The sequence below is a fragment of the Rickettsia honei RB genome (assembly GCF_000263055.1).
GTDB classification, from domain to species: Bacteria; Pseudomonadota; Alphaproteobacteria; order Rickettsiales; family Rickettsiaceae; genus Rickettsia; species Rickettsia rickettsii.
The window spans coordinates 54,364-77,784 of sequence record NZ_AJTT01000004.1 but is presented as its reverse complement, the minus strand read 5'-3'; the positions used below and the strand labels follow the sequence as shown (position 1 = coordinate 77,784).

Genomic DNA, 23,421 nt, shown 5'->3' with positions numbered 1-23,421 from the left:
GAATGACATAGTGTTGCTTTTGGATTTATATGGACAACATCTATATTTATAAATAAAATTATAAAGTACAGGCTTCTACTTGTAAATAATGAAAATCTTTTTATTTATTATATTTATTTTTTCTATTATAATATATTCGCATTATTAAAGCTGCTGTTTCCTCTATTGATCTAGTCGACACATCAATTACCGGCCAATTTCTTTTATCACAAATTTTTCTGACTTCTAGGCACTCTTTTTGTACTATATTAAAATCCGTATAGCTTTTATTTTCGTTAATTTGTAATAGATTTAATCTAGCTTCTCTTATCTCAATTAACCTATTTGGATTAATAACAAGTCCTACTACCAATTGATCTATATCTTTTTCTATAAAATCAGGAAAGGGGCAATTATAAACATAAGGAATATTAGCAGCTTTTAAACCGTTATACGCTAGAAATACGGAAGTCGGTGTCTTAGAAGTTCTAGAAGGACCTATTAATATTATATCAGCCTCTGATAATTCATTAAGCATTTGTCCGTCGTCATGTCTTATAGCATAATCTATGGCATTAAGTGTATCAAAATAAGTTTTATCAAATTTATAATTGTAATTCTGTTCTTTTTCTATTTCAATACCTGAAAAAACAGACATTTCTTTAATAATTTTACCTATTACAGAAATACATGGAATTTTTAATTCATAGCAAAATTTCGTTAAAGTTTTTCGGAGTTCTTGATCGGCAATCGTGTATAATACTATCCCATGTTTATATTCTATTTTACTTAATACTTCATTTAGCAATTCCAAATTTCTAATCATTGGCCAATGATATAATTTTGGTTTTACGGAAGTAAATTGTGCAAGGGCAGAATTTGCTGCATATTTTGCAGTTTGCACGGAAGAGTCTGAAACTAAGTGAATAATTAGCTTTGTCATACTTTACACATGTAATTGTGGATAAATTTTTTAATAACTTATTATTTTTCCTATTAAAACCTATTAAAAATTTCCTCAAATCCTTATTAAATCAAGTAAATCTAGTGTATTTTCTTTTAAATAAATAGTTTGTGGATAAAATTGTGAATAAATATCATTTTTCTTTGAAAAAATAGTCTTTTCTAAGCTAGAAATGAATTTTACACTTAATTATCCACTTGTATAAATTCATTACAAACTTATGTGAATAATAATTAAAAATACCTATATTTTTAAGAAAATTTTAATGAAAATTTTGTTGATAACTCTGTTTAAAACATTTAATCTACATAATTCTATTTACATAAACAACAAATAATAAATATATTTATTATTAATATTTTTAGCAATAGCATGAAGCAAATTATAAATCCGTTAAAAGGAAATAGTAATAAAGTACCTATTTGGTTTATGCGTCAAGCAGGTAGATATTTGCCGGAATATAAAAAAGTAAGAGAAACAACAAAAAATTTTCTAGATTTTTGTTATGATGTTAGCAAAGCAACAGAAGTAACCTTACAACCGATAAAACGTTATGGATTTGATGCAGCTATTATTTTTTCCGATATATTAGTTTTACCTCATGCTCTTGGATGGGAAGTGGATTTTAAAGAACATATAGGGCCTATATTAAAGCAATTCAAATCACAAGAAGATTTTAAATATCTGCAAATCAATCCGAATTATAAATTAGAAAAGGTTTATGAAATAATAAAAAAAGTAAAAAAAGAATTACCATCCCCCATTTCTTTAATAGGATTTGCAGGTAGTCCTTGGACAGTGATGAGTTACATGCTAGAAGGAAAAGGAAAACAGGATTTTAAAACGAGCAAAAAATTCATATATGAAAATAAAATACTTGCTGAAGAATTATTAAATTTTATTACGGAAAAAACAGCTGATCATCTTATAAATCAAGCAAAATCTGGAGCAGATGTTTTAAAGCTTTTTGATTCATGGTCAGGAGTACTTGCAGAAGAGGAATTTACTAAATTTGTAATAGAGCCGACAAAAAAGATTATACTAAAAGTAAAAGAAGTTTTTCCAAAAACTCCTGTAATTGCTTTTCCTAAAGGAGCAGGATTATTGTACGAAAACTTTATAAAAGAAGTACCGATAGATGTTTTAGCCGTAGATCAAATGGTCCCTCTTGAAAAAATGAAAGAGTGGAGTAATAAAGTAATAGTACAAGGTAATTTAGATCCGGTTGTATTATTAACTAATAAAGAAATTATTAAAGAAAAAACTTATAAAATTCTTCAGGCAATGAAAGGAAAGAATTTTATCTTTAATTTAGGACATGGTATTTTGCCTGAAACACCTACGGAAAATGTAGAATTTTTGACAGAGTATGTTAGGTTATATGAAGAAAAGAATAGCAATAGTACTTTTTAATTTAGGCGGTCCAAAAAACCTTAAATCAGTGAAGCCTTTTCTATTTAATCTATTCTATGACAAAGCTATAATTAATCTACCAAATCCTTTGCGTTATATTATCGCTAAAATAATTTCTATTACTAGAGAGAAAAAATCTCAAAAAATTTATTCTTTAATTGGTGGTAAATCTTCTTTACTTCAGGAAACAGAGGAGCAGAAATTAGCACTAACCGAAAAGCTAAAGCAACTTATAAAAGAAGATTTTGCTATTTTTATAAATATGAGATATTCAGCACCGTTTGCTAAAGAAGTAATAGGTCAAATAAAAAAATATAATCCAAGCGAAATAATATTATTGCCTCTATATTCTCAATTTTCAAGTACTACGACAGGATCATCGGTTAAAAATTTTTTACAAAACCTTGATATTGATATTCCAATTAAAACAATTTGCTGTTATCCTCTAGAAAAAGATTTTATAAAAGCCCATGTTTCATTAATTAAAGAAAAACTATACTATAAAAATTTTCGTATATTATTTTCTGCTCACGGGTTACCCGAAAAAATAATAAAAGCAGGCGATCCTTATAGTTTTCAGATAAAAGAAACAGTACAAGCAATAGTTAAAGAATTAAATATAAAAGATCTAGATTATAAGATAACTTATCAAAGTAGAGTAGGACCTATAGAGTGGTTAAAACCGAATACGGAAAACGAAATAGAGCTAGCAGGGAAGTTAAAAAAAGACATAATTATCGTACCTATATCCTTTGTATCCGAACATGTTGAAACACTAGTAGAGCTTGATATTGAATATAAATTAATCGCAGATAAATATGAAATTCAATATACCCGAATTCCGACACTTGGAACAAATAAAATTTTTATTAATAGTTTGACAAATATATTGTTACGATTTATTAATAAGGTTGATACTAATTTAGTTATGAGTAGCTCTAGTACAAGAATATGTCCAAACGAATTTACTAAATGTTTGTGTAAATTAACAAGTTAATAAGGAAAAGAATGGCAAGTTACTATCTATGGTTTAAGTCAGTCCATCTGATATCTGCTATATGTTGGATGGTAGGGCTTCTTTATTTACCTAGAATATATGTTTATCATATCAAAGCTAAAATAGGTAGTGAGCTAGATAGTACTTTACAAGTAATGGAGCTAAAATTATTCAGATTCATTATGAATCCAGCAATGATTAGCACATTTATTTTTGGTTTAATAAATGCTCATATTTACGGGTTTGTTGCTCTTGATACTTGGTTTCACATTAAAATGTTTGCAGTATTAGTTTTAGTGATATTTCACGGTTTACTTGCAAGATGGCGAAAAGATTTTGCAAATGGTAAGAATGTCCATTCAGAAAAATTTTATCGCATAGTTAATGAGATTCCGGCTATTTGCATGATTGTTGCAGTGATTATGGTTATAGTGAAACCATTTGACTAGTATACTCTTTGTTATTTGAAAAGGGATTGTTAAAGATATATCGTCATTGCGAGCAGGAAATAATAACAAACTTCTAAGATTGTGTTTCGTCAATATTTTCTTTTGAAGTAAACTCTGATACGAGTTCAGGTAGGCTCTTGTTAGTTTGGTTGGATATGTAGTTACTCCCGATTAATTAAACTAAAGCATTGCTTTTAAGCTCTGGACATACCCATTATAGCTGACTTTTGGTAGAGATTGCTACACCCCGAAATAGTGTTTTACTAATGGTGGTTTTCAGGTAGTAGGAGCATTGACTGATAGTAGTGACCCTGGAGCTTATTGAAGAAAACTAAAACAAAGGTTAAACGAAGAAAAAAGTGAGGTCATGACAAATTGTCACGGACTGAAATTAACTGCCACAGATGGAAAAAAATATATAACAGACTGTGCAAATACAGAGTCATTACTTCGTATTATACAATCTATTCCGTCTCCAAAGGCAGAACCATTTAAACAATGGCTTGCTAAAGTCGGTTATGAGAGGATTCAAGAAATTTCTGATCCGGAAAAGTCAATTGATAGAGCAAGGGATAAAAGGTTGCAGGTAAAATAGGAGGAAGTATAGCTAAAAACGCTAAAACGGCCTTGGAAAATAAAACTGGTAAAAAAGTAATCTCAACAGAACATTATTTACCGCCTAAACTTACAAAGTAAAAAATTTTGTTATAGTGAAATGCATTGAATTAGGTGAGATTTTTTAATTTTTAAATAATATATCTCATATCGTAAATGGGTTGGCATTCGCTATATCCTTAAAAAAATAAAATATTTCTTATAAATATCATCTAATTCAATGCATTTCACTATAAACCAAGGATTGCATTGGTTTTGTGGAAAATACTCTCACTTTTGGCAGAAGTTTCAACACACCGAAATAGCATTTTGCCATTCCGGTTATGATTTTAAAAAAGTCAATTAAACTTTACTTCAGGTGGCAATGACATTAATATTGCTTCGACATTTCCATCGGTCATTAAGCCGAATTTAGTACCGCGGTCATATAGCAAATTAAATTCTACATATCTACCTCGCCTTATAAGCTGGTATTCTTTCTGCTCAGCTGTCCAAGGTAAAAATAACTTACTTCTAACGATTTCAGGATATACCGACAACAAAGCCTTACCTACGTCCTGTGTAAAGGCAAAATCCTGTTCAAAATTACCGTTATTTAAGTAATCATAAAATATTCCGCCTACTCCTCTCGGCTCTTTTCGATGCTTTAGATAAAAATATTCATCACATTGCTTTTTGAATTTAGGATAATAGCTAGAATCATACTTATCGCACGCTTCTTTAAAAGCTGCATGAAACTTTACAGTTTCGTTTTTTTCCGGATAAAAAGGTGTTAAATCGCCACCGCCGCCAAACCAACTTTTAGAAGTTTCTATATAACGAGTATTAAAATGCATAGCGGGAATTAGCGGCGATTTAAGATGTGCGACTAATGAAATGCCTGTTGCAAAGAATTTCCCGTCTAGCTCTGCTCCTGGAATTTCGTTGCGGAATTCGGGAGAAATTTTACCAAATACGGTAGATATATTAACCCCGACTTTTTCAAATACTGCTCCTTTCATGAGAGACATGACACCGCCACCGCCGCCGTTACGTTGCCAGCTTGAGCGTACAAACTTAGCCGGTTTTAAACCTTTGGTTTGTGCATATTCTTCTTCGATTTTTTCAAATTCTTTGCACAATAAATCACGTAAATTAGTAAACCAACTACTTGTTATTTCTTTATTTTCTATGTTCATAATTATTAAGCAACGATTTAATTACTTTCCTCATCATATACATAATCACTAAAAATACGACAGCAATAATCATAATATAAAAAGCCGGAGCATAAAATAAGCCTGTGCGCTCTACAAGCCAACGAGAAATAATAGGTGAAGTTCCGCCGAATATCGCTATTGCAAAATTGTAGCTGAAAGCAACACCGGTAAATCTTTGTTCTGCCGTAAACAAGGATATAACGAGTATATAAGCTGTACCTGCTATGCTTCCTGCGAGCATACCAAGCATTGTAAGAGCTATAATTTGTTGCCACATCTCTTCTGTCGACATAAGTAACATGGTCGGTAAAATCAATATCAAGATAGCAACACCAACAAGCATTGCCATTTTAAATTTTCCGATAATATCGGCAGTACCGCCGGCAAGCGGCATCGCTATCATCGCAATAAACGAACTATACGCTAAATATGATAAAGCAATAGTATTACTAAGATGCATTACATTATAATAGAAAACATTTATATATGTTTTTACTAAATACATAACGCTGCTAGCGATAGCACCTATACACATAGTTAAAAACATCGATCTCCAAGCAGTTCTAATTACATTGGAAAAAGGTGCTTTAAGAACTTGTTTCTTTTTCTCAAGCATTTTAAAAATCGGTGTTTCCGATACGCGCAATCGCAAGTAAAATCCTGCAAGACCCATAAATCCGCCAAGCAGAAAAGCAAAACGCCAAGCAAAATCTATATGAGAGAAATAACGTTCTATTATAATACCGATAAATGTTGCAATTAAGGTACCGGCTATATTTGAACCATGTACTAAACCTGCCGTAAAACCCGGTCTTAAATTTTGACGATGTTCAAGGATAAAAATAGCCGCTCCCGTTCCTTCACCGCTAATACATAAACCTTGAATAAGCCGCATTATAACTAGAGTTATAGGGGCATAAATCCCAATACTTGCATATGAGGGTATGAGACCCATAATAAAGGTCGGAATAGTCATACCTAGCATCGAGATTATTAAAGCGATACGTCTACCGTATCTATCACCGATATAACCGAATAATATGCCTCCTATCGGTCTTGTCAGAAAGCCAACCGCAAATACTCCAAGGCTTAGAAGAATTCTAATGAATTCTGATTCGCTTGGAAAAAAAACTTGTCCAATAATCAGCGAAAAAACTGAATATACCGTAAAGTCATAATATTCGAGTACATTACCTGAAATAGCAGATAAAAAAATGAACTTAGACCTATTATTCATCGAACTTTAAATAACTTAATTACTAATTAGTTATTATAGACAAGTTACATAATTTATAAAGTGTAATTTATAATATTTAATTGTCGGCATTTTAATTCTTGTGGTGATAGTAATATGTTTTTGTGGTTATAAGTTCTTGTTTAATAAACAACCTGAATCAGTTACAAATGATTTTGAAAAAGAATTAGCAGAATGTGATAAAGCTATAAAACAAAATCCGAATGATGCATATATTGGATATGGATTTAGACTAAGAATACTGGGACTTAGATTTCCTGAAAAATATGAGTTGGCCCTTGAAGTTTATAACAAAGCAATCGAAGTAGATCCAAGTCATCCTTATGCTTATAACAATAAAGCAGAAATATTAAGAAAGCTTGAAAAATACGAACTAGCACTTGAAGCATACAATAAAGCAATTGAAATTGATCCTAATTATTCCGATGCTTATTTTAATAAGAGTAAATTATTCGATGAACTTGGAAATTACGAAGCAGCTCTTGAGGCATATGATAGAGCACTCACATATAGGCATGATGACGATTTAGATTATTCTGACATATATTATAATATAGGAACAATTTTGAGTAGGCTTCAAAAATATGATTTAGCTGTTAAAATGTATAATAAAACAATACAGCTTAATCCTGATGATTTTAGAGCTTACATGAATAAATGAATAGTTTTAGGAATTCTTAAAAAATATAATTTAGCATTAAAATGATGCAGCACTTAAATTAAATATCAATGATTATAAAGCACATCTTAATAAAGGTCTTACTTTGGAAAAATTAGGCAAATACGATTTATCTCTTGAATCATACAACAAAGCATTAGAATTAGAGCCAAATGACTTTGAGACACAAGCTCAAATACAAGCATTAGACATGCAAAAGGCTAAATAATAGTCATAATTTATTATGACTATTATAACGTACATATTAATTTGGTCATAATTATTATAATATACACGTTATAATGGTCAAGCACTTATAAACTAGTTATCCTCTAGTGGTATCGGGTAGTGGTACTGGAATTCCTACTTTTGTAAGTTTAGCTCCTTTTGGCTTTTTAATTCCTGCAAATTTCTGTTCTTCTTGTTGTTTTCGTAGTTTTTTTCCTATTTTTGCAGCTTCTCTGCTACCTTTAAGAGCACTTTTTACGGGCTTTGTGTTTAATATTCGTAACACCTTTGAAGTCTTAATACTTCAAATCTTTATCAAAATATTTTACGTTTGTAGCAATACTTAAATGGTAAACTCCGCTACCTTTTTGTATAAACTGATTTTGATTTTGTAAAGCTTTACCTTCTAAATCTAAGAATTTACCATCTTTACCAAAATCACCTACTTCTCCAACTTTTGTACCACTAAGATCATATGCGTAAAGTTTTTCTTCATGGAAATCTAGGTTGTTTAAAAAGTTCTCTATAGAATTCTTATCATTAGTAAAATTGCCTAATTCATGGGTGCCTATAATTTTCTCTTCTTTGCTTACTACTTTTTCCGTATTTTAATAATTCCAAGATAGGCTAGAGCTTTTTTAAACTTACCCAAATTACGCTTTACCTCAACTTCTACGGGTCTAGAAAATTCTTTTTCTTTTACTTCTTCAACTTCTCCTATAACTAATTGCCCATCTATGGGGCTGGCCAGTTCATCTTTAAAATGAATTAATTTGGCATTTTACTCTATTTAAGTCAGTTTCTTCAGTTTGAAAATGTAGATGTTTTTTTCTGGCATAAATTCCTCCTTGAATAAATTGTGGTTTATTTCAAATGTAAAGGAATAAATTAAATTTTTGCAAGAAGTTTTTATTGTTAGTTATTTCTCAATAAATAACAAATATTAAGAATTAAAAACTACTGTGCCATCCAGCCGCCATCTATCAAGAGTCCACTACCTGTTATTGATGATGCTTTTTTGTCACATAAGAATATTACTAAGCTTGCTATTTCATCAACTTCTACAAATTTTTTCGTAGCTTGAGATTTAAGGATTACATCCCTTAACGCTGATTCTTCACTGATATGTCTAGCTTTAGCAGTATCTGCTATTTGATTCCTTACTAATGGTGTATTGACGTAACCGGGATAGATAGTATTAACTGTAATATTATTCTCAGCCACTTCTAAAGCAACGGTTTTGGTAAGCCCAAGGATACCGTACTTTACTGCTACATATGCCGACTTGAAAGGTGATGTGACATATGCATGAGCGGAAGCGATATTAACAATTCGCCTGAAGCCGTTTTTTTCATAATCTGTATTGCGTATTTTGTAGTATAGAAAGATGCTATTAAATCTATACGTAAAATTTGCTCCCATTTATCTTCAGGAAATTCATCGATAGGAGCAACATGCTGAATACCTGCATTATTTACTAATATGTCTATTTTACCGAATTCTTTTATTATCCTCTCAAACATAGAATGAATTTCATCAGGTTTTTCCAAATTTATTCCTTGATAAATACAGCCCTTGCCCCAAGTTCTTTCAATGCTGTTGAAATTGTGGCTACTTCATCTTCTTTTGCAAAACCGTTTTTGCAAAATGTTTTGCTATCTCAAGCCCGATACGGCTAGTAGAACCGGTAATAACTGTTACTTTGTCTTTCATTTTTTATCTCCTTATAAAATATGTACTGTCATACCGTGGCTTGTACCAGCCAGCTAAATCGTCATTGCGAGCAGAGCCATAGGCTGCGTGGCAATCTCAGAACTTTAGTACTAGATTGCCACGCAGCCTATGGCTCTGCTCGCAATGACAAGAAAATTAGAACCATACAACAAAGCTGATCAAGTCACGGGATGACATATTTAATCAAGTAATATTTGTCTTTTATTTAAAAGTAACTTATATTAGATTACACTTAAAGAAATAATGTATAAATCTATGGAAATTGTTAATAGCGTTGATGCATCTGTATCTTGCCAGGGCAAAGAACCTCCATATGACCATCCGAAAGTTTATTTAGAGATAGATAAAAAAAAAGGAAGTTATCTGCCCATATTGTAGTAAGAAATTTAAACTAGTAACAAAATGACTATAAAATTTCTGTCATACAGTACTATCAACCGAATTGCTGCCGGTGAGGTTATAGAAAGGCCCGCATCGGTAGTAAAGGAATTAGTTGAAAATGCTGTTGATGCAAGTAGTACTAAAATAGATATTATTTTAGAACGTGCCGGTAAAAATCTAATCATTATTTCCGATGACGGTATCGGTATGACTGATAAGGAATTAGAAATTGCTGTTGAACGTCATACAACTTCTAAGTTTGATGAAAGCGATTTTCTAAATATTAATACTTTTGGTTTTAGGGGTGAAGCACTGCCGTCTATTGCTGCTATTAGCAAAATGCTAATTACTTCTAAAAAACGAGATGCCGACAAAGCATTTCAGATTAAGTTAATCGGTGGCAATGAAAAACAAGTTACTATTTCTGTTCATAATGAAGGTACTAAAATAGAGATACGTGATTTATTTTTTGCAACACCTGCACGTTTAAAATTTCTTAGAGCCGATAAAACAGAGCTTGCAGTAACTGTAGATGTGGTTAAGAAAATCGCTCTAGCACATCCTAAAATTTCTTTTAGTTTAACACATGACGGCAAGAATTTATTAAAACTAAAGGGACAAAATAAAGATGCTGAAACTAACCTAAAACAGCGTATAATTGATGTAATAGGTGATGATTTTATAAAAAACGCCGCTTATATAGACTTCAAAACACCTGATTTCTCTATTTGCGGTTATACTAGTAACCCGACATATAATAGAGCTTCAAGTGAAGATCAGTTTTTATTTATTAATAATAGACCAGTAAAAGATAAATTATTACAGGTAGCTTTAAGGGTAGCATATCAAGATTATTTAGCTCGTGATCGTTATCCGCTATGTGCTATATTCTTACAAATCGATCCGCAACTTGTTGACGTTAACGTACATCCGGCAAAAGCAGAGGTTAGATTTCATGACCCGAATTATGTGCGAAACTTATTAATAGAAGCAATTAAAAATGCTTTAACAAATAAAAGCCATGTTACTTCTACTACTATCGCCTCTGATGCTCTTGAGTTATTTAAAAATCCTTTAGTTAACAAACAATCGCCAGTAAGTAAAGTTATAAATGTTAATAGTAAATCGGCAGATTATAGACCTACTACTCATTCTACACTTAATACAGTTCCTCAAAATCATGTTTGTCAAAAATTAATCGATACATTATCACATGCTAAAATAGAACAAGAAGTAGAAAATCGTATAGAACATGAACAGCAAACCCGTAAACAATATAAACTTGGGGCAGCTAAAGCACAACTTCATACGACTTATATTATTTCACAAACCGAAGATAGTATAGTGATTACCGACCAACATGCAGCACACGAACGTTTAGGGTATGAAAAAATAAAAGATTACCTTAAAACGGAAGAGTTAATCAAACAGCGTTTGCTTATCCCTGAGATAGTAGAACTGCCAAATGAAAAAAAAGCAGATTGTTTATATGACCATAGAGAAAAACTATATAAACTTGGTTTAACTCTAGAAAAATTCGGCGAAAAATCTATTATAGTAACTGAAATTCCAAATATCCTTGGAGATGTAAACGTACAAAAGTTAATTCAGGATCTCGCCGATCATTTATCGGATTTTGGCAAGAATGTAGCTTTGACAGAGTTAATCGAGCATGTAACGGAAACTTATGCTTGTCATTACTCTATTAGAGCAGGACGAAAATTATCGGCAGATGAAATGAATGCCTTACTGCGTCAAATGGAAAATACGCCGCTTTCAGGTCAATGTAATCACGGCAGACCTACTTATATTGAGTTGAAGCTTAAGGATATCGAACGCTTATTTGGACGGTAACTCGTTTAATTTGAAAAATTGGCGTCATTGCGAACGACTGCAAGGAGTGCGGCAATCTCGGGAAATTAAAACTAGATTGCCACGCTCCTTTTAGTCGCTCGCAATGACGTATCTCTCTTTATTTTGCAATACCTAGTTTTTACTTGACTATTTTTCAATTTCGTTTTATTCTGCTTTTCTTAGAATAATAAAATAATATCTTGATTTAAGGTGTCAGCTAATGGCAAAGAAAAATAAAAATGTTTTGGTAAGGCTAGTAAGTACTGCCGGCACAGGTGTTTTTTGGGTAAAGAAACGTAATCCGAAGACCCAAACCGAGAAGCTTTCTTTTCGTAAGTATGATAAAGTAGTTAGAAAACATGTTCTTTTTAAAGAAGAAAAAATAAAATAATTGTAAGTAATATAATATGGCAGTAAAAATTCGTTTAGCTAGAGGCGGTGCTAAAAAGCGTCCTTTTTACCGTGTAGTAGTAGCTAACGCAACAGCACCTCGTGACGGTGACTTTTTAGAAAAAGTCGGAACTTATGATCCAATGCTTGCTTTAGATAATAGTGAGCGTGTTGTTTTAAAAAAAGATCGTATAGAATATTGGCTTGGCACCGGTGCTAAACCAACTGAGCGAGTCGCAAAATTTATTGAGCAAGCGGGTGTTACTCTTCCTGAGAAAGTTAAAAAGGAAATGGAAGTGAAAGCAAAAAACCGCAAAGCTAGACTAAGTAAAAAGGAAGCTAAAGAAGCTTAGTTTATAGTGTATTTTCGTCATTGCGAGCAGGCATTGACTGTGTGGATCAATTCAGCCCCTGTCATCTCCCGCTATTTGATTGCAGGATTTAGTAAATTTGACTATTACAAGTTATTTCTCTAAATATTGTGGTCAAGCCACGGGTATGACAGCACATATCTCTTCTCTATAATCATATTAATATGCCGGATTAGCTCAGTGGTAGAGCAACCGCCTTGTAAGCGGTAGGTCATCAGTTCAAATCCGATATCCGGCACCACCAAAATTTTTCTTGTCATACTGGGACTATCTTTATATAGATACCAAATCGTCATTGCGAGCAGCCGTAGGCTGCGTGGCAATCTCATGAAATTAATAACACACTTCCTGAGATTGCTTCGTCGAATTACTGTGTAATTCTTCTCGCAATGACGATTTACCGATCCATGCAAGCAAGCTTTCACAAGATTATATAGAAAAAAACATAATAGTGACATCCTTTAAAATTTTTATATATGATAGTAATCGATAAAACATCTTATAGAGCTGTGGGATTTGATAAACGTATTAAATTTCTAGTGCTACATTATACACAGTGTGATTTTAAGCAGTCTTTAGATTTTCTAACCGGTGAAAAGTTAAGTAGCCATTATTTAATAAACAATGAAAACCCTGAACATATATTTCAATTAGTAGAAGAGCGTGATAGAGCATGGCATGCTGGAGTAAGTTACTGGCAAGGTCATGAGCGTATTAATGATACATCAATCGGTATTGAAATCGTAAATCCTGCTTTTGAAGTAAATGCAAAAAACAATGATATAGTTTGGCTACCGTATTCGGAAAGGCAAATTAATAGTGTTATAAGTTTGTGTAAACAGATTATTGCTAGATATGATATTAAACCTACTAGAGTAGTTGGGCATTCTGATATTGCTCCAGGTAGAAAACAGGACCCTGGCCCGCTATTTCCTTGGAAACTATTATATGATAACGATATTGGAGCTTGGTATGATGAACAGGTGTTTAACGATCTATTGCCGCAAGTCGACATAACCGATATTGCAGCAATTCAGCAAAAATTTATTACATACGGTTATAAACTTGAAGTTACCAAAATTTTAGACTCTAAAATGAAAGATATTATAATTTCGTTTCAAATGCATTTTCGTCCTAGTAATTTTTCTGGCGATTTGGATGCTGAAACCATAGCAATTTTAGATGCATTAATATTGAAATATAAATCTGAATTAATATGATAAGATTTATAACTATACCGGATTTTGCGGATTATCAAGTTACTTTGAAATTAATGGAAGATTACGTTAACAAAGTAATTAGTGATCATGAGCCGGAAATTATTTATTTAGTTGAACATTCGGAAGTATATACAGCCGGTACTAATTATAAACAAGAAGAATTATTAAATTACGGTGATATTCCGGTAATTTACACAGGACGTGGCGGTAAATTTACTTTTCATGGACCGGGTCAGCGTGTTATTTATCCAATTCTTAATTTAGCTTCACCAAATCGACACAAAGATTTAAAGCTATATATAAAAATGCTTGAAGAATGGATTATAAATAGCTTAAACTATTTTGGAGTTAAAGCATATATTATTAAAGATAAAGTAGGAATTTGGGTAAAAGTAAGGAAAGATGAATTTGCTAAAATTGCTGCAATAGGTGTTAGAGTAAGAAAATGGGTTACATATCACGGTGTAGCTATAAATATTTCAACAGATTTAAGTAAGTTTAGTGGGATTATTCCTTGTGGACTTGAAAATTCTTTAGTAACATCTTTAAATCAGTTAGGGATTCATGTTGAAATGTCTGAATTTGATAAAATTATTCAAACTAAATTTAATAAAATATTTAAATGATCAGAAAATTTTTACTCACAATTTTTGCTCTTTGGGTCGGTGGTTTTGGTTATTATTTATATTTAATAAATTCTTATAAGCTTAATAGTAATACCACTAATGCGATAATAGTATTTGCAGGAAGAGGACATAAAATTGAAACCGGCATTGCTTGGCTTAAGGCAGGTTATGCACCTATATTATTTATTACTGGCATAGAATCTACAGAGCAATTAAAAATTTTGTTAAAGGAACGTAATGTTATAGAACAGCAGGTAATATTTGCTCCGAATAAAATAATGTCTGAAGAAGATAATATTAAGAAAGTGGTTGATTTTATTGTAACTTACAATCTTACTTCAATAATTTTAGTAGAGCATAATTATAATATGCCTTTTATGCTAAATAAGCTTGAAAAAGCGATTCCTTCTTCTAATAATATCTATATAGTACCATATCCTGTTTTTTCCAAACAAAAATATGATGTGTTATTAAAATCCTATCATCGTTATTTAATGAGTATACTCGTTTAATTTGCTTCTTTACTCTTTTCCAGTACAATATTTTAGAACGGCTACGCCAAATAATGCAGAAATTAAAGAGCCTATTATTACTGCAGCTCTCATAGAGTTTGAAGGGTAGCTGCTCTCAAACGTAAAATACTACCTATAAATAAACTTAGGGTAAATCCAATCCCTCCAAGTATAGCTATAGAATAAAATTTTAACCATGAAGTATCACTTGGTAAATTACAGAGTTTAAATTTTACAAATGGATATGAAAATAGCATAATACCTAATTGCTTACCTACAAATAAACCAAATATTATCCCATAAATTAAAGCAAGTATTGAGTTGGAACAAATGCCTTTAAATGCAAAATATTCTAAAAGGATACCGGAATTCATAAATACAAAAAGCAGTAAAATAAAGTAATTTACAAAAGGACGAGTTAAGTTTTCAAGTTTTTTAAAAGAAGTGTTAAATTCTCCTTTTATATTAACAGGTATAAAAAGTGCTATAATGGCTCTGCATAAGGTATCGTGAATACCTGACTCCACCATACTAATCCATAATAATAAACCTACAATTATATAATAAAATAATTGTTTAACTTGTCGATAATTCAATATAAACAAGATGAATATAATTATAGAGGAAATTAATAATGCCGGAGTATTGATTGTTTTAGTATAAAACAAAGCTAGTATAATTAACGCAAAAGCATCGTCAATTAATGAGAAACCTATAATAAAAGCTCGTAATTCTAAAGATATATGTCGGCTGAAAAAAGATAAAATACCAAGGACAAAAGCAGTATCAGTTGCGATAGGAATAGCCCATCCTTTTATTAATCCCGGTTTATCGTAATTAAAAAACATGTATATTAAGACAGGAATTACCACACCTCCAAGGGCTGCCGCTGCAGGTAATATTAGTTTTTTTATTTTTATGTTCACCTTCTACTAGGTGAAATTTCATCTCTAAACCTATTAATAAAAAAAGAAAGTCATGAGACCGTCATTAACTAACTCTATAAAAGTTGTTTTTTGTACTTTTATAAGCTTGTATAATAAGTGTAAGAAGATATAATTATTAATTACAAAAAAATATCTAAGCAATTCTTATGTTAGCAGAACAGCAAACCGAATGGATTATCAGCAATAACCTTGTAAATAAGGGATGGTATATAGATAATGATACTAAAAAGAATGTTTATTTCCAAAAACCAAAATCAAAAACAGAACAGACAAGATTAAACGGAAAAAGACCGGATCATATCTTATATGAAAGTAATAATGATAAACCTATTGCAATAATAGAAGCAAAAAAGCAGGAGTGGATTTAAGGCAAGCTTTAGATCAAGCAACGGAATATGCAAAATTGCTTGATGTACCTATAGTGTTCGCAATGAATGGAGCTTACTGCGAAGCTCGTTTTGTTGCTAATAATAAAGAGATTATATTAAACGGTGATGAAGTAAGGGAATTACTAAATGAAAAAGAATTATTATCTGCTTTTTTAGAAGCAAGCAGTAATGAAGTTTGGACTATACCGAAAGAAATTAAAGTATCACGTGAAGAATTAATATCGATATTTAAAAACTTGAATAATCTTTTAAGAAATGAAGGGCTCCGAGCAGAAATAGAAAGATTTAGCGAATTTGCAAATATATTATTCTTAAAATTATTAAGTGAAAACAACGAAAAATCCTGGTGGAATAATATCAAAGCACAATCAAACGATGATATTATCGGTTACATTAATAGCTATGTTATAGAACAAATTAAGAATAAATACGGTGGTGATGTTTTTACGCCTATTTCTCTAGGCAATTACATTACTCTCCGCCACATTATCGATGCAATTGATCCTCTTATTTTATCTACGATAGATACAGATATAAAAGGCGACGTATTCGAGTATTTCTTGGAAAAAACTCTAGAATCGCTAAGATGAATATGATTTTGCATGGTGACGGACATAGCGGAATTCAGCAAATAAATAGTCTTGAGAACCCTAATGATGTTAAACCCTTAAAACTGATCAGCAGTTAAAGTTTGATGTAATTGTTACTAATTGCCATTTTCTCAAACTATCACTAAAAAAACTAGCAAAAACGGCAAAACTATAACAGAAAATCATATAGCTTCTCTTTTTAATAACGGCATTGCAAAAAATAACGGTGATGCTGTTTGTGTTTTGCATTGCCTGCAAAATTTAAAAGAGGGTGGTAGAATGGCATTGGTAGTACCTGAAGGGTTCTTATTCAGAAAAGACACCGCTGCTGTTCGTCAATTTTTACTATCAAAAGCAAAGCTACAACTCGTTATCTCTCTACCGCAAGGTACTTTTTTACCTTATACAGGAGTAAAAAACGTCAATACTTTATTTTATCGATGCACATAAACCGAATAATCAAAAAGAATATTGGTTTTATGAGGTTAAGAATATCGGCGTTACGTCTAGACAATAAAAAAAGAAAAATTGTCGGTATAAATGATTTAAATAGGCGAGGATGGAAAATTAAATTTATCTAAAATTCTTTTTATAGATCTCGATTTTTATCAAATAGCTAAAAAGGATTGGTGAAAAACAATGATATTTTAATGTGTAAAGACGGAGCATTAACGGGTAAAGTGTGTTTTGTAGATGATAAAATTTTACCGCAAATAGAAGTAATGGTTAATGAACATGTTTATATTTTTAGAGGGAAACCGAATATTATACATCAATCTTATTTATTTTATTGTTTAAATAGCGATATAATTCAAAATCAAATAATAAGAACTTAGCTTATAATAAAGGTGCTCAGCCTGGTTTAAATAGAGAACATATAAACTCAATTTATATTCCTCTTCTGTCTCTAGAAAAACAACAGAAAATTATTGAAGAATTGAATAGCTATCAAAAGATAATAGAGTGGGCAAAACAGATAATAGATAATTGGCATCCTTATTTTGAAATAAATAAACAACGGGAAATTGTTAAATTTGGCGATATCGTTATCAATAAATTAAAAAGTAATATTTTATCTCTTGAGCATAAGGAGTATACAACATTAATAGTAGGTAAAAAAGGTAAAATGATTAACATTAATACTGCAATTAAGGGGGATATTCCAGTAATAGCAGCTGGTCGGGTTAGTCCTTATTCACATAATCAATATAATTTTAACGGTAACATAATCACTATTTCTTCATCGGGAGCATATGCTGGATATATTTGGTATCATAATTCACCAATGTGGACTTCAGATTGTAACGTAATCTATTCAATTAATGAAAAACTATTGTTAACTAAATATCTATATTATATTTTAAAATCTCAGCAAAATATAATATACCAAAAGCAAGCTGGATCAGGTCAACCTCACGTTTATTTGAAATATTTAGAGGATTTACAAATTCCTATCCCGCCTCTTGAAGAACAGCAAAAAATGGTAACAGAGCTTGATAATAATCAAAGTAAGATTGACAACCTTAAAAACTATATAAAACAATTTGAAAACAAACTAAAAACCACATTAAATTCTCTTTGGCAATAATTGATGTACATTAACTACTTAAAAGATTTGATTGGTTTTAAGTCTGTAACTCCTAAGAGCGATGGAGCTATTGAGTATATTAATGATTTGCTTAAACAGCACGGCTTTAAGACCGAAATAAAAATATTCGGTGATTCTAAAAGTGAGCAAGTCACTAATCTTTATGCTGTTTTCGGTAGCAATGAGCCTAATATTTGCTTTGTTGGTCATGTAGATGTAGTGTTGGCAGGTAATCATGAGCTTTGGCATAATGCGAGGCCATTTAAAGTTAGCCAGCAAGATGGTAAGATATATGGCAGAGGTGCGGTGGATATGAAAGGGGCTATAGCGTGCTTTCTAGCTGCCAGTTTAGATTTTATAAAAAATAATACCGATTTTAAAGGTTCCATTAGTTTCTTACTTACTAGTGATGAAGAGGGAAAAGCAAAGCATGGTACTAAAGAAATGCTGCAATATATTTATGATCAAGGATATAAGATAAATTTTGCTATTGTCGGTGAACCTACTTGTGAAAAAGAAATAGGCGATGCAATTAAGATTGGCAGAAGAGGAAGTGTTAACTTTAAATTAAATATAGAAGGCTTAAGTGGGCATGTAGCTTATCCTCATAAAGCAAATAACCCATTGCCTTGCTTAATAATAATATTGAATGAGTTAACAAATATAAAACTTGATGAAGGTACTGAATTTTTTCAACGTTCAAATCTTGAAGTAACGAATATCGAGGTCAGTAATAATACTTCAAACGTAATTCCGGCAAGTGCGGAAGCATCTTTCAATATACGTTTTAATAATTTACATAGTGCAGAAACTTTAGCAAAACAGGTAGAAGAAATTATTAAACAGCATTGTAAAGAATATAAAGTAGATTATAAGTTAGAATATAGTAGTTCTGCTGAAAGTTTTATTCAGAACCCTAGCGATAAAATAAAAGAATTTGCTAAAGTAGTAGAGCATACGCTTAAAATAAAGCCTGAATTCTCTACAAGCGGCGGTACGTCGGATGCAAGATTCGTCAAAAATTATTGTCCGTTAGTAGAGTTTGGTTTATTATCCGAAACGGCACATAAAATAAACGAATACACAAAAATTAGCGATTTACAAAAATTATATGATGTGTATTATAACTTTTTGATGGAAATACTTTGATGTCATTCCCGTAGAGGCAGGAATGACATAGAATCCATGCAACAAGGCCACCCTTTTACAGGAATGGCATTACCATACGCGGATGTGATGGAACTGGTAGACATGCAAGATTTAGGTTCTTGTGCCGTGAGGCGTGGGGGTTCAAGTCCCTTCATCCGTACCACTTAAATTTTCTCATAAAAAATAACATAAAATTTTTATGCAGCAATTTAGTATTTATCAAACAAGCGATGAATTGCTTCTAAAATCGATATTGCTTCTGATAGAAAAATGCTATCACTCTGATCTTAAAAGCGTGATATTAACTGCAGATGCAGATCAACAAGAAATGCTCAATAAAAATCTTTGGACTTATTCACGTAAGCAATTTATACCTCACGGTAGTAAACTTGACCCGCAGCCTGAAAAACAGCCGATTTATATTACCGATGAGTTACAAAATCCTAATAATGCTAGTGTGCTTGTTATTATTTCGCCTACAGATATAGGAAAAATTTTACAAGCAAAAGAGTATATAAGAGTTTTCAAAAGGATAATTATAATAACTGATTTACCGGAAGATTTAAAAGAATTAACAGTTAAAATAAATAAATTTACCGGACAGGAAAACAAAATAGATTGTTTTACTCAAAATCCTCGTGGAGCTTGGAATAAAGTAGTCTAAAATTTATATTCTTTTACGTACAAATAAATATAATCCGATCGTTAAAGCAATAACCAAATTGAAATAACAAGCAAAAATAAAATCTAGATTTTTTGAAGCAAAATTTTGTAATATAAAATGAATTGAAGTAACTAGCAATACTGTTAAGGCAGAAAATAATACCGGCATAAAAGTTGTTTTTTTGCTATAAGGATATCTCAAAAAAACTGCAAGTGCTATAAAAGGTAATACAAAATTGTATAAAGGCCAAATTATTCTTTGATGTGCTTCAGCAATTAATTTAATTTTTTTAGTAATAGCTAAATCATGAGGAGGGGCAAGTAATTCGCTTATATAATATTCGTTTGCTTCTTTATTATGTTTAGTTCTTTGCGATACTAAAGGATTATCATTTTGCAGTTTTATCATTAAAGAATCGAAAGTTAACTGAGTTAAATTACCGTTTACGTCATATTCTTGTCTTATGCCTTTATTAAGTTCAAAAATCGGGCTATTATCATATATATTAAGAGTACCTGAACCCGCAAATACTACTGATGGGTTATCAGCGTTGCGATTATCAAATATTATTACGCCGTTCATAATATTTCCTGCTGATTTTTTATCTATAAAAACAGTGATATCTTTCGTTACTTTATTAAAAGTTTTCTCTTCAAGCATACTTGAGATATAATTATTCTTTATAAAGTTTAAACGTGATTTTAAGTTTATATGAGATAACGGCAGGATGTTAGAAGATATATAATAAGCAAGTAGCATAACTATTAATGCGACATATAAAGCAGGCAGTGCTAGCTGTACATTATTAACTCCTGAAGCTTGTAATATAATTAATTGTCGCTCGACTTTTAAATTATTATAGATATAGATCACGGTAATAACCATTATTACCGGTAACAGAATAAATAATAAAGTAGGAAGTACTAAAACTATTAAACTGAAGAAGTCCATAACTTTTATACCTTTATCAAATAAATATAAAAGTTTTAATATTTGCGTTATCCATACTATACTAGTCACTGAAAAAGTAACGACTATAAGCAGCGGTAAGATATTTTTTATAAAGTATTTTCGGTATAGTAGCATAATGTTTGTTTGGTTTTTTGATGTCATTCTCGTTTTTAGCTAGGAGCGACATCAAACGCTTTTCAAAAACTGTCCAGTACTATGTATGGTTAGATGGTTTTTGGGGGAACTCGTTCCCGGTTCATTTCAAAATAATTAAAAACCAAGTGTACTGTGTGAACCTAATTGTATTAACTCCAATGTGTCAGCATCGGGTTTTCTATAAATTAATACTAAATCCGGTTTAATATGACAATCTCTACAATCTTTCCCAATTACCTATAAGGGCATGATCTCTCATATGTATAGGTCATGTTATATCAGCAACCAAGTATCTAACTGCTTTCAGTAAAATATCATCCAAATTTATTCCACGTTTAAACTGTGCAAGTACGTTTAATCGTTCTCATTTATAAATCAGATAACAAATTATTGATATTACCAACATGAACTAATTTGCCGCTTCTTGCAGCTTTCATAGCTTTAATTGTTTCATCATTTGGGATAAGTGGCTCAAACGGCAATGCTTTTTCACGAGCAACACGAAATAACAGCATACGAACAGCATCAGATAAAGTAAGTCCCATAGCAGCAAGCACTAAAGCTGCTTCTTCTTTCACGTCTTCATTAATACGGGCTCGCACAATAGAATCAGCAGACATAAAAATCTTCTTTCAATAATGTAGCTACATTGTAGCGTGCATATTAAAAACTTTCAAGATTAAAAAACAAGTTTTTTATATGTTTTTTCTTAATTACTGCCTCATTAATAGAAAATCTCCGATCTTTCTTATTATATGATTTGCAAAGATGCGATAAATTAACTTACCTATCAGTATTGTTATAAATGCAATAATAATACCGTAGATTATATCACTTGGGTAATGCATAGCAAGGCTTATGCGAGATAAAGACACGAGCATAATAACACAAATCATTAAGATTTTTAATGGTAATTTTATATAATTCCAAGCAAAATACGTTACTAACACGCTAAGAGCTGCGTGGCTGCTTGGAAAGCTTGAAAAGCATCTTTCGTTTGCAGTATTTATTATGGTCATGAAACTATCTACAGGAAGACTGCAATAAGGGCGAGGGAAATTAACTGAAAATTTAAGAGCGGTAAAAATCAAACCGAATACCCCGTATATTATACCGATTTCAACTAACTTATTATAATTGTGCCAGAATTTATTTTGCCGCTTCTTATCATTTTTGGTTTTCTTTAATTGAATATAAAAATATATACAGTATAAAATATATATTAAAGCGAAATTAGCGATATTAAAACAAAACGAAATTATTTTAAAAAAATAAGGTATAAAGCCGATATTAGTAATTTTATTCAAAAATAAGAATATTTCTTGATTTAAGCCGCAAAAATTATAAAAAACTTCAAACATTATTTTAAATATTTATGTTACAAGTAACAATACTTGGGTGTGGAGCATCTATAGGCGTACCGGTGATCGGGTGCGATTGTAGTACTTGCACATCTCCTTCAAAGTACAATAAAAGGACTAGATCGGCAATATATATTAACGATGAAAATAGTCAAATATTAGTTGATTTCGGTTTTGATATTAGAAATCAACTATTACGAGAAAAGATAAATAAGCTCGATTGTGCTATATTAACACATTATCATTCTGATCACGTTAACGGCATCGATGATTTACGAGTATTTACTTTTATGCAAGGCAAGCCATTTGAAATCTATACAGATCACGATAGTACGGCAAAGCTCCATACAAAATTTGATTATCTATTTAACAATAAGTTATTTAAGCTTGGGCGACTGTTCACAACTCAATCTGTTAGTTTTTTTGATAAAATTAAGATTAATACTATCGAAATACAATTTTTTAGACAGCATCATGGTCCTATAGATAGCTTGGGCTTACGTATAGGTGATTTCGTTTATTCGCCCGATTTAATCGATTTTCCTCCTGAATCAGATAAATTTTTAAAAGATATAAAAATATGGATATTAGATTGTATGGATTATAAATCAAATCCGAATCATGCAGGGCTTGATAAAGTTCTAGAATGGCGTGAAAAATATAAACCTGAGCAGATATTATTAACCAATATGAGACACACGATAGATTATCATGAGATTACGAAAATGCTTCCAAATAACGTTAAGCCGCTTTATGACGGTTATAAATTTATGGTTTAGTT

The 23,421-nt window shown here is 31.3% G+C and carries 28 protein-coding genes, 2 tRNA genes and 3 pseudogenes; 23 read left to right on the top strand and 10 right to left on the bottom strand.

What is annotated here, in order from left to right; all coding sequences use genetic code 11:
* Positions 1–100: 100 nt before the first annotated feature.
* Complete coding sequence (locus WSW_RS0104880) at positions 101–922, bottom strand: pyruvate, water dikinase regulatory protein (RefSeq protein ID WP_016917296.1); 822 nt, start codon at positions 920–922, stop codon at positions 101–103.
* Positions 923–1,315: 393 nt separating this feature from the next.
* Between WSW_RS0104880 and hemE the strand changes: the two genes are divergently transcribed.
* The 4 genes from hemE to WSW_RS1000000109895 all read left to right on the top strand — a co-directional run bounded on the left by hemE (position 1,316) and on the right by WSW_RS1000000109895 (position 4,397).
* Positions 1,316–2,356: a uroporphyrinogen decarboxylase gene (gene hemE, locus WSW_RS0104875; RefSeq protein WP_016917295.1), complete on the top strand. Its 1,041-nt coding sequence runs from the start codon at positions 1,316–1,318 to the stop codon at positions 2,354–2,356.
* The gene (gene hemH / locus WSW_RS0104870; RefSeq protein WP_016917294.1) at positions 2,313–3,353 is read left to right on the top strand and encodes a ferrochelatase; all 1,041 of its coding nucleotides are present in this window, start codon (positions 2,313–2,315) and stop codon (positions 3,351–3,353) included. The genes hemE and hemH overlap by 44 nt, the downstream gene beginning before the upstream one ends.
* An 11-nt stretch (positions 3,354–3,364) precedes the next feature.
* On the top strand, positions 3,365–3,802 hold the full coding sequence (hemJ, locus tag WSW_RS0104865; RefSeq protein WP_016917293.1) for a protoporphyrinogen oxidase HemJ: 438 nt from the start codon (positions 3,365–3,367) through the stop codon (positions 3,800–3,802).
* 367 nt (positions 3,803–4,169) lie between these two features.
* A complete protein-coding gene (locus WSW_RS1000000109895) occupies positions 4,170–4,397 on the top strand; it encodes a BRO family protein (RefSeq protein WP_016917292.1) in 228 nt (75 codons plus the stop codon).
* A gap of 358 nt (positions 4,398–4,755) precedes the next feature.
* Here WSW_RS1000000109895 and hemF read toward each other — a convergent pair whose 3' ends face one another.
* Both hemF and WSW_RS0104850 read right to left on the bottom strand, forming a co-directional pair.
* Positions 4,756–5,595 (bottom strand): oxygen-dependent coproporphyrinogen oxidase, encoded by an 840-nt coding sequence (gene hemF, locus WSW_RS0104855; protein WP_004997036.1) that lies wholly within the window; start codon positions 5,593–5,595, stop codon positions 4,756–4,758.
* Complete coding sequence (locus WSW_RS0104850; protein ID WP_016917291.1) at positions 5,579–6,853, bottom strand: MFS transporter; 1,275 nt, start codon at positions 6,851–6,853, stop codon at positions 5,579–5,581. The genes hemF and WSW_RS0104850 overlap by 17 nt, the downstream gene beginning before the upstream one ends.
* A gap of 136 nt (positions 6,854–6,989) precedes the next feature.
* On the opposite strand from WSW_RS0104850, the gene WSW_RS0104845 reads away from it, so the two are divergent.
* Together WSW_RS0104845 and WSW_RS1000000110810 are read left to right on the top strand one after the other, a co-directional pair.
* Positions 6,990–7,532, top strand: a complete 543-nt coding sequence (locus WSW_RS0104845) for a tetratricopeptide repeat protein (protein ID WP_016917290.1) — start codon at positions 6,990–6,992, stop codon at positions 7,530–7,532.
* A gap of 103 nt (positions 7,533–7,635) precedes the next feature.
* On the top strand, positions 7,636–7,758 hold the full coding sequence (locus tag WSW_RS1000000110810) for a tetratricopeptide repeat protein (protein WP_014273887.1): 123 nt from the start codon (positions 7,636–7,638) through the stop codon (positions 7,756–7,758).
* Between the two features lie 96 nt (positions 7,759–7,854).
* Here the strand turns inward: WSW_RS1000000110810 and WSW_RS1000000113105 are convergent, their stop codons facing one another.
* Positions 7,855–8,043 (bottom strand): hypothetical protein, encoded by a 189-nt coding sequence (locus WSW_RS1000000113105; RefSeq protein ID WP_016917289.1) that lies wholly within the window; start codon positions 8,041–8,043, stop codon positions 7,855–7,857.
* Between the two features lie 671 nt (positions 8,044–8,714).
* Positions 8,715–9,307: pseudogene (locus WSW_RS1000000112055) on the bottom strand (3-hydroxybutyrate dehydrogenase).
* Positions 9,308–9,734: 427 nt separating this feature from the next.
* On the opposite strand from WSW_RS1000000112055, the pseudogene WSW_RS1000000110800 reads away from it, so the two are divergent.
* The 8 genes and pseudogenes from WSW_RS1000000110800 (at position 9,735) to WSW_RS0104790 (ending at position 14,845) form a co-directional block, all read left to right on the top strand.
* Positions 9,735–9,897: pseudogene (locus tag WSW_RS1000000110800) on the top strand (zinc-finger domain-containing protein).
* Positions 9,894–11,726 carry a DNA mismatch repair endonuclease MutL gene (mutL, locus tag WSW_RS0104820; protein WP_016917285.1) on the top strand — a complete coding sequence of 611 codons (1,833 nt, stop codon included), beginning with the start codon at positions 9,894–9,896 and terminating at the stop codon, positions 11,724–11,726. Before WSW_RS1000000110800 ends, mutL begins: the two are co-directional and overlap by 4 nt.
* A gap of 220 nt (positions 11,727–11,946) precedes the next feature.
* A complete protein-coding gene (gene rpmG / locus WSW_RS0104815) occupies positions 11,947–12,117 on the top strand; it encodes a 50S ribosomal protein L33 (RefSeq protein WP_004997072.1) in 171 nt (56 codons plus the stop codon).
* Between the two features lie 16 nt (positions 12,118–12,133).
* A complete protein-coding gene (gene rpsP, locus WSW_RS0104810) occupies positions 12,134–12,469 on the top strand; it encodes a 30S ribosomal protein S16 (protein WP_016917284.1) in 336 nt (111 codons plus the stop codon).
* Positions 12,470–12,653: 184 nt separating this feature from the next.
* Positions 12,654–12,728, top strand: a tRNA-Thr gene (locus tag WSW_RS0104805).
* A 235-nt stretch (positions 12,729–12,963) separates the two neighbouring features.
* Entirely contained in the window at positions 12,964–13,707 is a 744-nt protein-coding gene (locus WSW_RS0104800; RefSeq protein ID WP_016917283.1) for an N-acetylmuramoyl-L-alanine amidase, read from the top strand.
* The gene (gene lipB / locus WSW_RS0104795) at positions 13,704–14,333 is read left to right on the top strand and encodes a lipoyl(octanoyl) transferase LipB (RefSeq protein WP_016917282.1); all 630 of its coding nucleotides are present in this window, start codon (positions 13,704–13,706) and stop codon (positions 14,331–14,333) included. Before WSW_RS0104800 ends, lipB begins: the two co-directional genes overlap by 4 nt.
* Positions 14,330–14,845, top strand: a complete 516-nt coding sequence (locus tag WSW_RS0104790) for a YdcF family protein (protein WP_016917281.1) — start codon at positions 14,330–14,332, stop codon at positions 14,843–14,845. The genes lipB and WSW_RS0104790 overlap by 4 nt, the downstream gene beginning before the upstream one ends.
* Positions 14,846–14,934: 89 nt before the next feature.
* Here the strand turns inward: WSW_RS0104790 and WSW_RS0104780 are convergent, their stop codons facing one another.
* The gene (locus WSW_RS0104780; RefSeq protein WP_029375000.1) at positions 14,935–15,765 is read right to left on the bottom strand and encodes a Na+/H+ antiporter NhaA; all 831 of its coding nucleotides are present in this window, start codon (positions 15,763–15,765) and stop codon (positions 14,935–14,937) included.
* 173 nt (positions 15,766–15,938) lie between these two features.
* Here WSW_RS0104780 and WSW_RS1000000113100 point away from each other — a divergent pair, with 173 nt between their 5' ends.
* The 8 genes from WSW_RS1000000113100 (at position 15,939) to WSW_RS0104735 (ending at position 20,172) form a co-directional block, all read left to right on the top strand.
* Positions 15,939–16,160 (top strand): hypothetical protein, encoded by a 222-nt coding sequence (locus WSW_RS1000000113100; protein WP_016917279.1) that lies wholly within the window; start codon positions 15,939–15,941, stop codon positions 16,158–16,160.
* Complete coding sequence (locus tag WSW_RS1000000113095) at positions 16,151–16,771, top strand: hypothetical protein (protein WP_016917278.1); 621 nt, start codon at positions 16,151–16,153, stop codon at positions 16,769–16,771. Before WSW_RS1000000113100 ends, WSW_RS1000000113095 begins: the two co-directional genes overlap by 10 nt.
* Before the next feature lie 120 nt (positions 16,772–16,891).
* Positions 16,892–17,221 (top strand): N-6 DNA methylase, encoded by a 330-nt coding sequence (locus tag WSW_RS1000000113090; protein ID WP_016917277.1) that lies wholly within the window; start codon positions 16,892–16,894, stop codon positions 17,219–17,221.
* 179 nt (positions 17,222–17,400) lie between these two features.
* Entirely contained in the window at positions 17,401–17,607 is a 207-nt protein-coding gene (locus tag WSW_RS0104755; RefSeq protein WP_016917276.1) for a restriction endonuclease subunit S domain-containing protein, read from the top strand.
* A gap of 101 nt (positions 17,608–17,708) precedes the next feature.
* Positions 17,709–18,359 carry a restriction endonuclease subunit S gene (locus tag WSW_RS1000000110790; RefSeq protein WP_016917275.1) on the top strand — a complete coding sequence of 217 codons (651 nt, stop codon included), beginning with the start codon at positions 17,709–17,711 and terminating at the stop codon, positions 18,357–18,359.
* A 3-nt stretch (positions 18,360–18,362) separates the two neighbouring features.
* Positions 18,363–19,508 carry a succinyl-diaminopimelate desuccinylase gene (gene dapE, locus WSW_RS0104745; RefSeq protein ID WP_016917274.1) on the top strand — a complete coding sequence of 382 codons (1,146 nt, stop codon included), beginning with the start codon at positions 18,363–18,365 and terminating at the stop codon, positions 19,506–19,508.
* Positions 19,509–19,586: 78 nt separating this feature from the next.
* Positions 19,587–19,671, top strand: a tRNA-Leu gene (locus tag WSW_RS0104740).
* Between the two features lie 36 nt (positions 19,672–19,707).
* On the top strand, positions 19,708–20,172 hold the full coding sequence (locus WSW_RS0104735) for a DNA polymerase III subunit chi (protein WP_004997101.1): 465 nt from the start codon (positions 19,708–19,710) through the stop codon (positions 20,170–20,172).
* Between the two features lie 3 nt (positions 20,173–20,175).
* Here the strand turns inward: WSW_RS0104735 and WSW_RS0104730 are convergent, their stop codons facing one another.
* From WSW_RS0104730 to WSW_RS0104720, 4 genes and pseudogenes are all read right to left on the bottom strand, one after another.
* Positions 20,176–21,258: an LptF/LptG family permease gene (locus WSW_RS0104730; protein ID WP_029374998.1), complete on the bottom strand. Its 1,083-nt coding sequence runs from the start codon at positions 21,256–21,258 to the stop codon at positions 20,176–20,178.
* A gap of 135 nt (positions 21,259–21,393) precedes the next feature.
* Positions 21,394–21,465, bottom strand: coding sequence for a hypothetical protein (locus tag WSW_RS1000000114175; protein WP_458692622.1), 72 nt, complete (start codon positions 21,463–21,465; stop codon positions 21,394–21,396).
* A 168-nt stretch (positions 21,466–21,633) separates the two neighbouring features.
* Positions 21,634–21,899, bottom strand: a pseudogene (locus WSW_RS0104725) (type II toxin-antitoxin system RelB/DinJ family antitoxin).
* Positions 21,900–21,992: 93 nt separating this feature from the next.
* On the bottom strand, positions 21,993–22,640 hold the full coding sequence (locus WSW_RS0104720) for a phosphatase PAP2 family protein (RefSeq protein ID WP_016917271.1): 648 nt from the start codon (positions 22,638–22,640) through the stop codon (positions 21,993–21,995).
* A gap of 14 nt (positions 22,641–22,654) precedes the next feature.
* Between WSW_RS0104720 and WSW_RS0104715 the strand changes: the two genes are divergently transcribed.
* The gene (locus tag WSW_RS0104715; RefSeq protein ID WP_016917270.1) at positions 22,655–23,419 is read left to right on the top strand and encodes an MBL fold metallo-hydrolase; all 765 of its coding nucleotides are present in this window, start codon (positions 22,655–22,657) and stop codon (positions 23,417–23,419) included.
* Positions 23,420–23,421 lie beyond the last annotated feature (2 nt).

Coding starts and splice junctions, on each gene's coding strand:
- WSW_RS0104880 (WP_016917296.1), bottom strand. CDS start 922: ATGACAAAGCTAATTATTCACTTAGTTTCAGACTCTTCCGTGCAAACT.
- hemE (WP_016917295.1), top strand. CDS start 1,316: ATGAAGCAAATTATAAATCCGTTAAAAGGAAATAGTAATAAAGTACCT.
- hemH (WP_016917294.1), top strand. CDS start 2,313: ATGTTAGGTTATATGAAGAAAAGAATAGCAATAGTACTTTTTAATTTA.
- hemJ (WP_016917293.1), top strand. CDS start 3,365: ATGGCAAGTTACTATCTATGGTTTAAGTCAGTCCATCTGATATCTGCT.
- WSW_RS1000000109895 (WP_016917292.1), top strand. CDS start 4,170: ATGACAAATTGTCACGGACTGAAATTAACTGCCACAGATGGAAAAAAA.
- hemF (WP_004997036.1), bottom strand. CDS start 5,595: ATGAACATAGAAAATAAAGAAATAACAAGTAGTTGGTTTACTAATTTA.
- WSW_RS0104850 (WP_016917291.1), bottom strand. CDS start 6,853: ATGAATAATAGGTCTAAGTTCATTTTTTTATCTGCTATTTCAGGTAAT.
- mutL (WP_016917285.1), top strand. CDS start 9,894: ATGACTATAAAATTTCTGTCATACAGTACTATCAACCGAATTGCTGCC.
- rpmG (WP_004997072.1), top strand. CDS start 11,947: ATGGCAAAGAAAAATAAAAATGTTTTGGTAAGGCTAGTAAGTACTGCC.
- rpsP (WP_016917284.1), top strand. CDS start 12,134: ATGGCAGTAAAAATTCGTTTAGCTAGAGGCGGTGCTAAAAAGCGTCCT.
- WSW_RS0104800 (WP_016917283.1), top strand. CDS start 12,964: ATGATAGTAATCGATAAAACATCTTATAGAGCTGTGGGATTTGATAAA.
- lipB (WP_016917282.1), top strand. CDS start 13,704: ATGATAAGATTTATAACTATACCGGATTTTGCGGATTATCAAGTTACT.
- WSW_RS0104790 (WP_016917281.1), top strand. CDS start 14,330: ATGATCAGAAAATTTTTACTCACAATTTTTGCTCTTTGGGTCGGTGGT.
- WSW_RS1000000113100 (WP_016917279.1), top strand. CDS start 15,939: ATGTTAGCAGAACAGCAAACCGAATGGATTATCAGCAATAACCTTGTA.
- dapE (WP_016917274.1), top strand. CDS start 18,363: ATGTACATTAACTACTTAAAAGATTTGATTGGTTTTAAGTCTGTAACT.
- WSW_RS0104735 (WP_004997101.1), top strand. CDS start 19,708: ATGCAGCAATTTAGTATTTATCAAACAAGCGATGAATTGCTTCTAAAA.
- WSW_RS0104730 (WP_029374998.1), bottom strand. CDS start 21,258: ATGCTACTATACCGAAAATACTTTATAAAAAATATCTTACCGCTGCTT.
- WSW_RS0104720 (WP_016917271.1), bottom strand. CDS start 22,640: ATGTTTGAAGTTTTTTATAATTTTTGCGGCTTAAATCAAGAAATATTC.
- WSW_RS0104715 (WP_016917270.1), top strand. CDS start 22,655: ATGTTACAAGTAACAATACTTGGGTGTGGAGCATCTATAGGCGTACCG.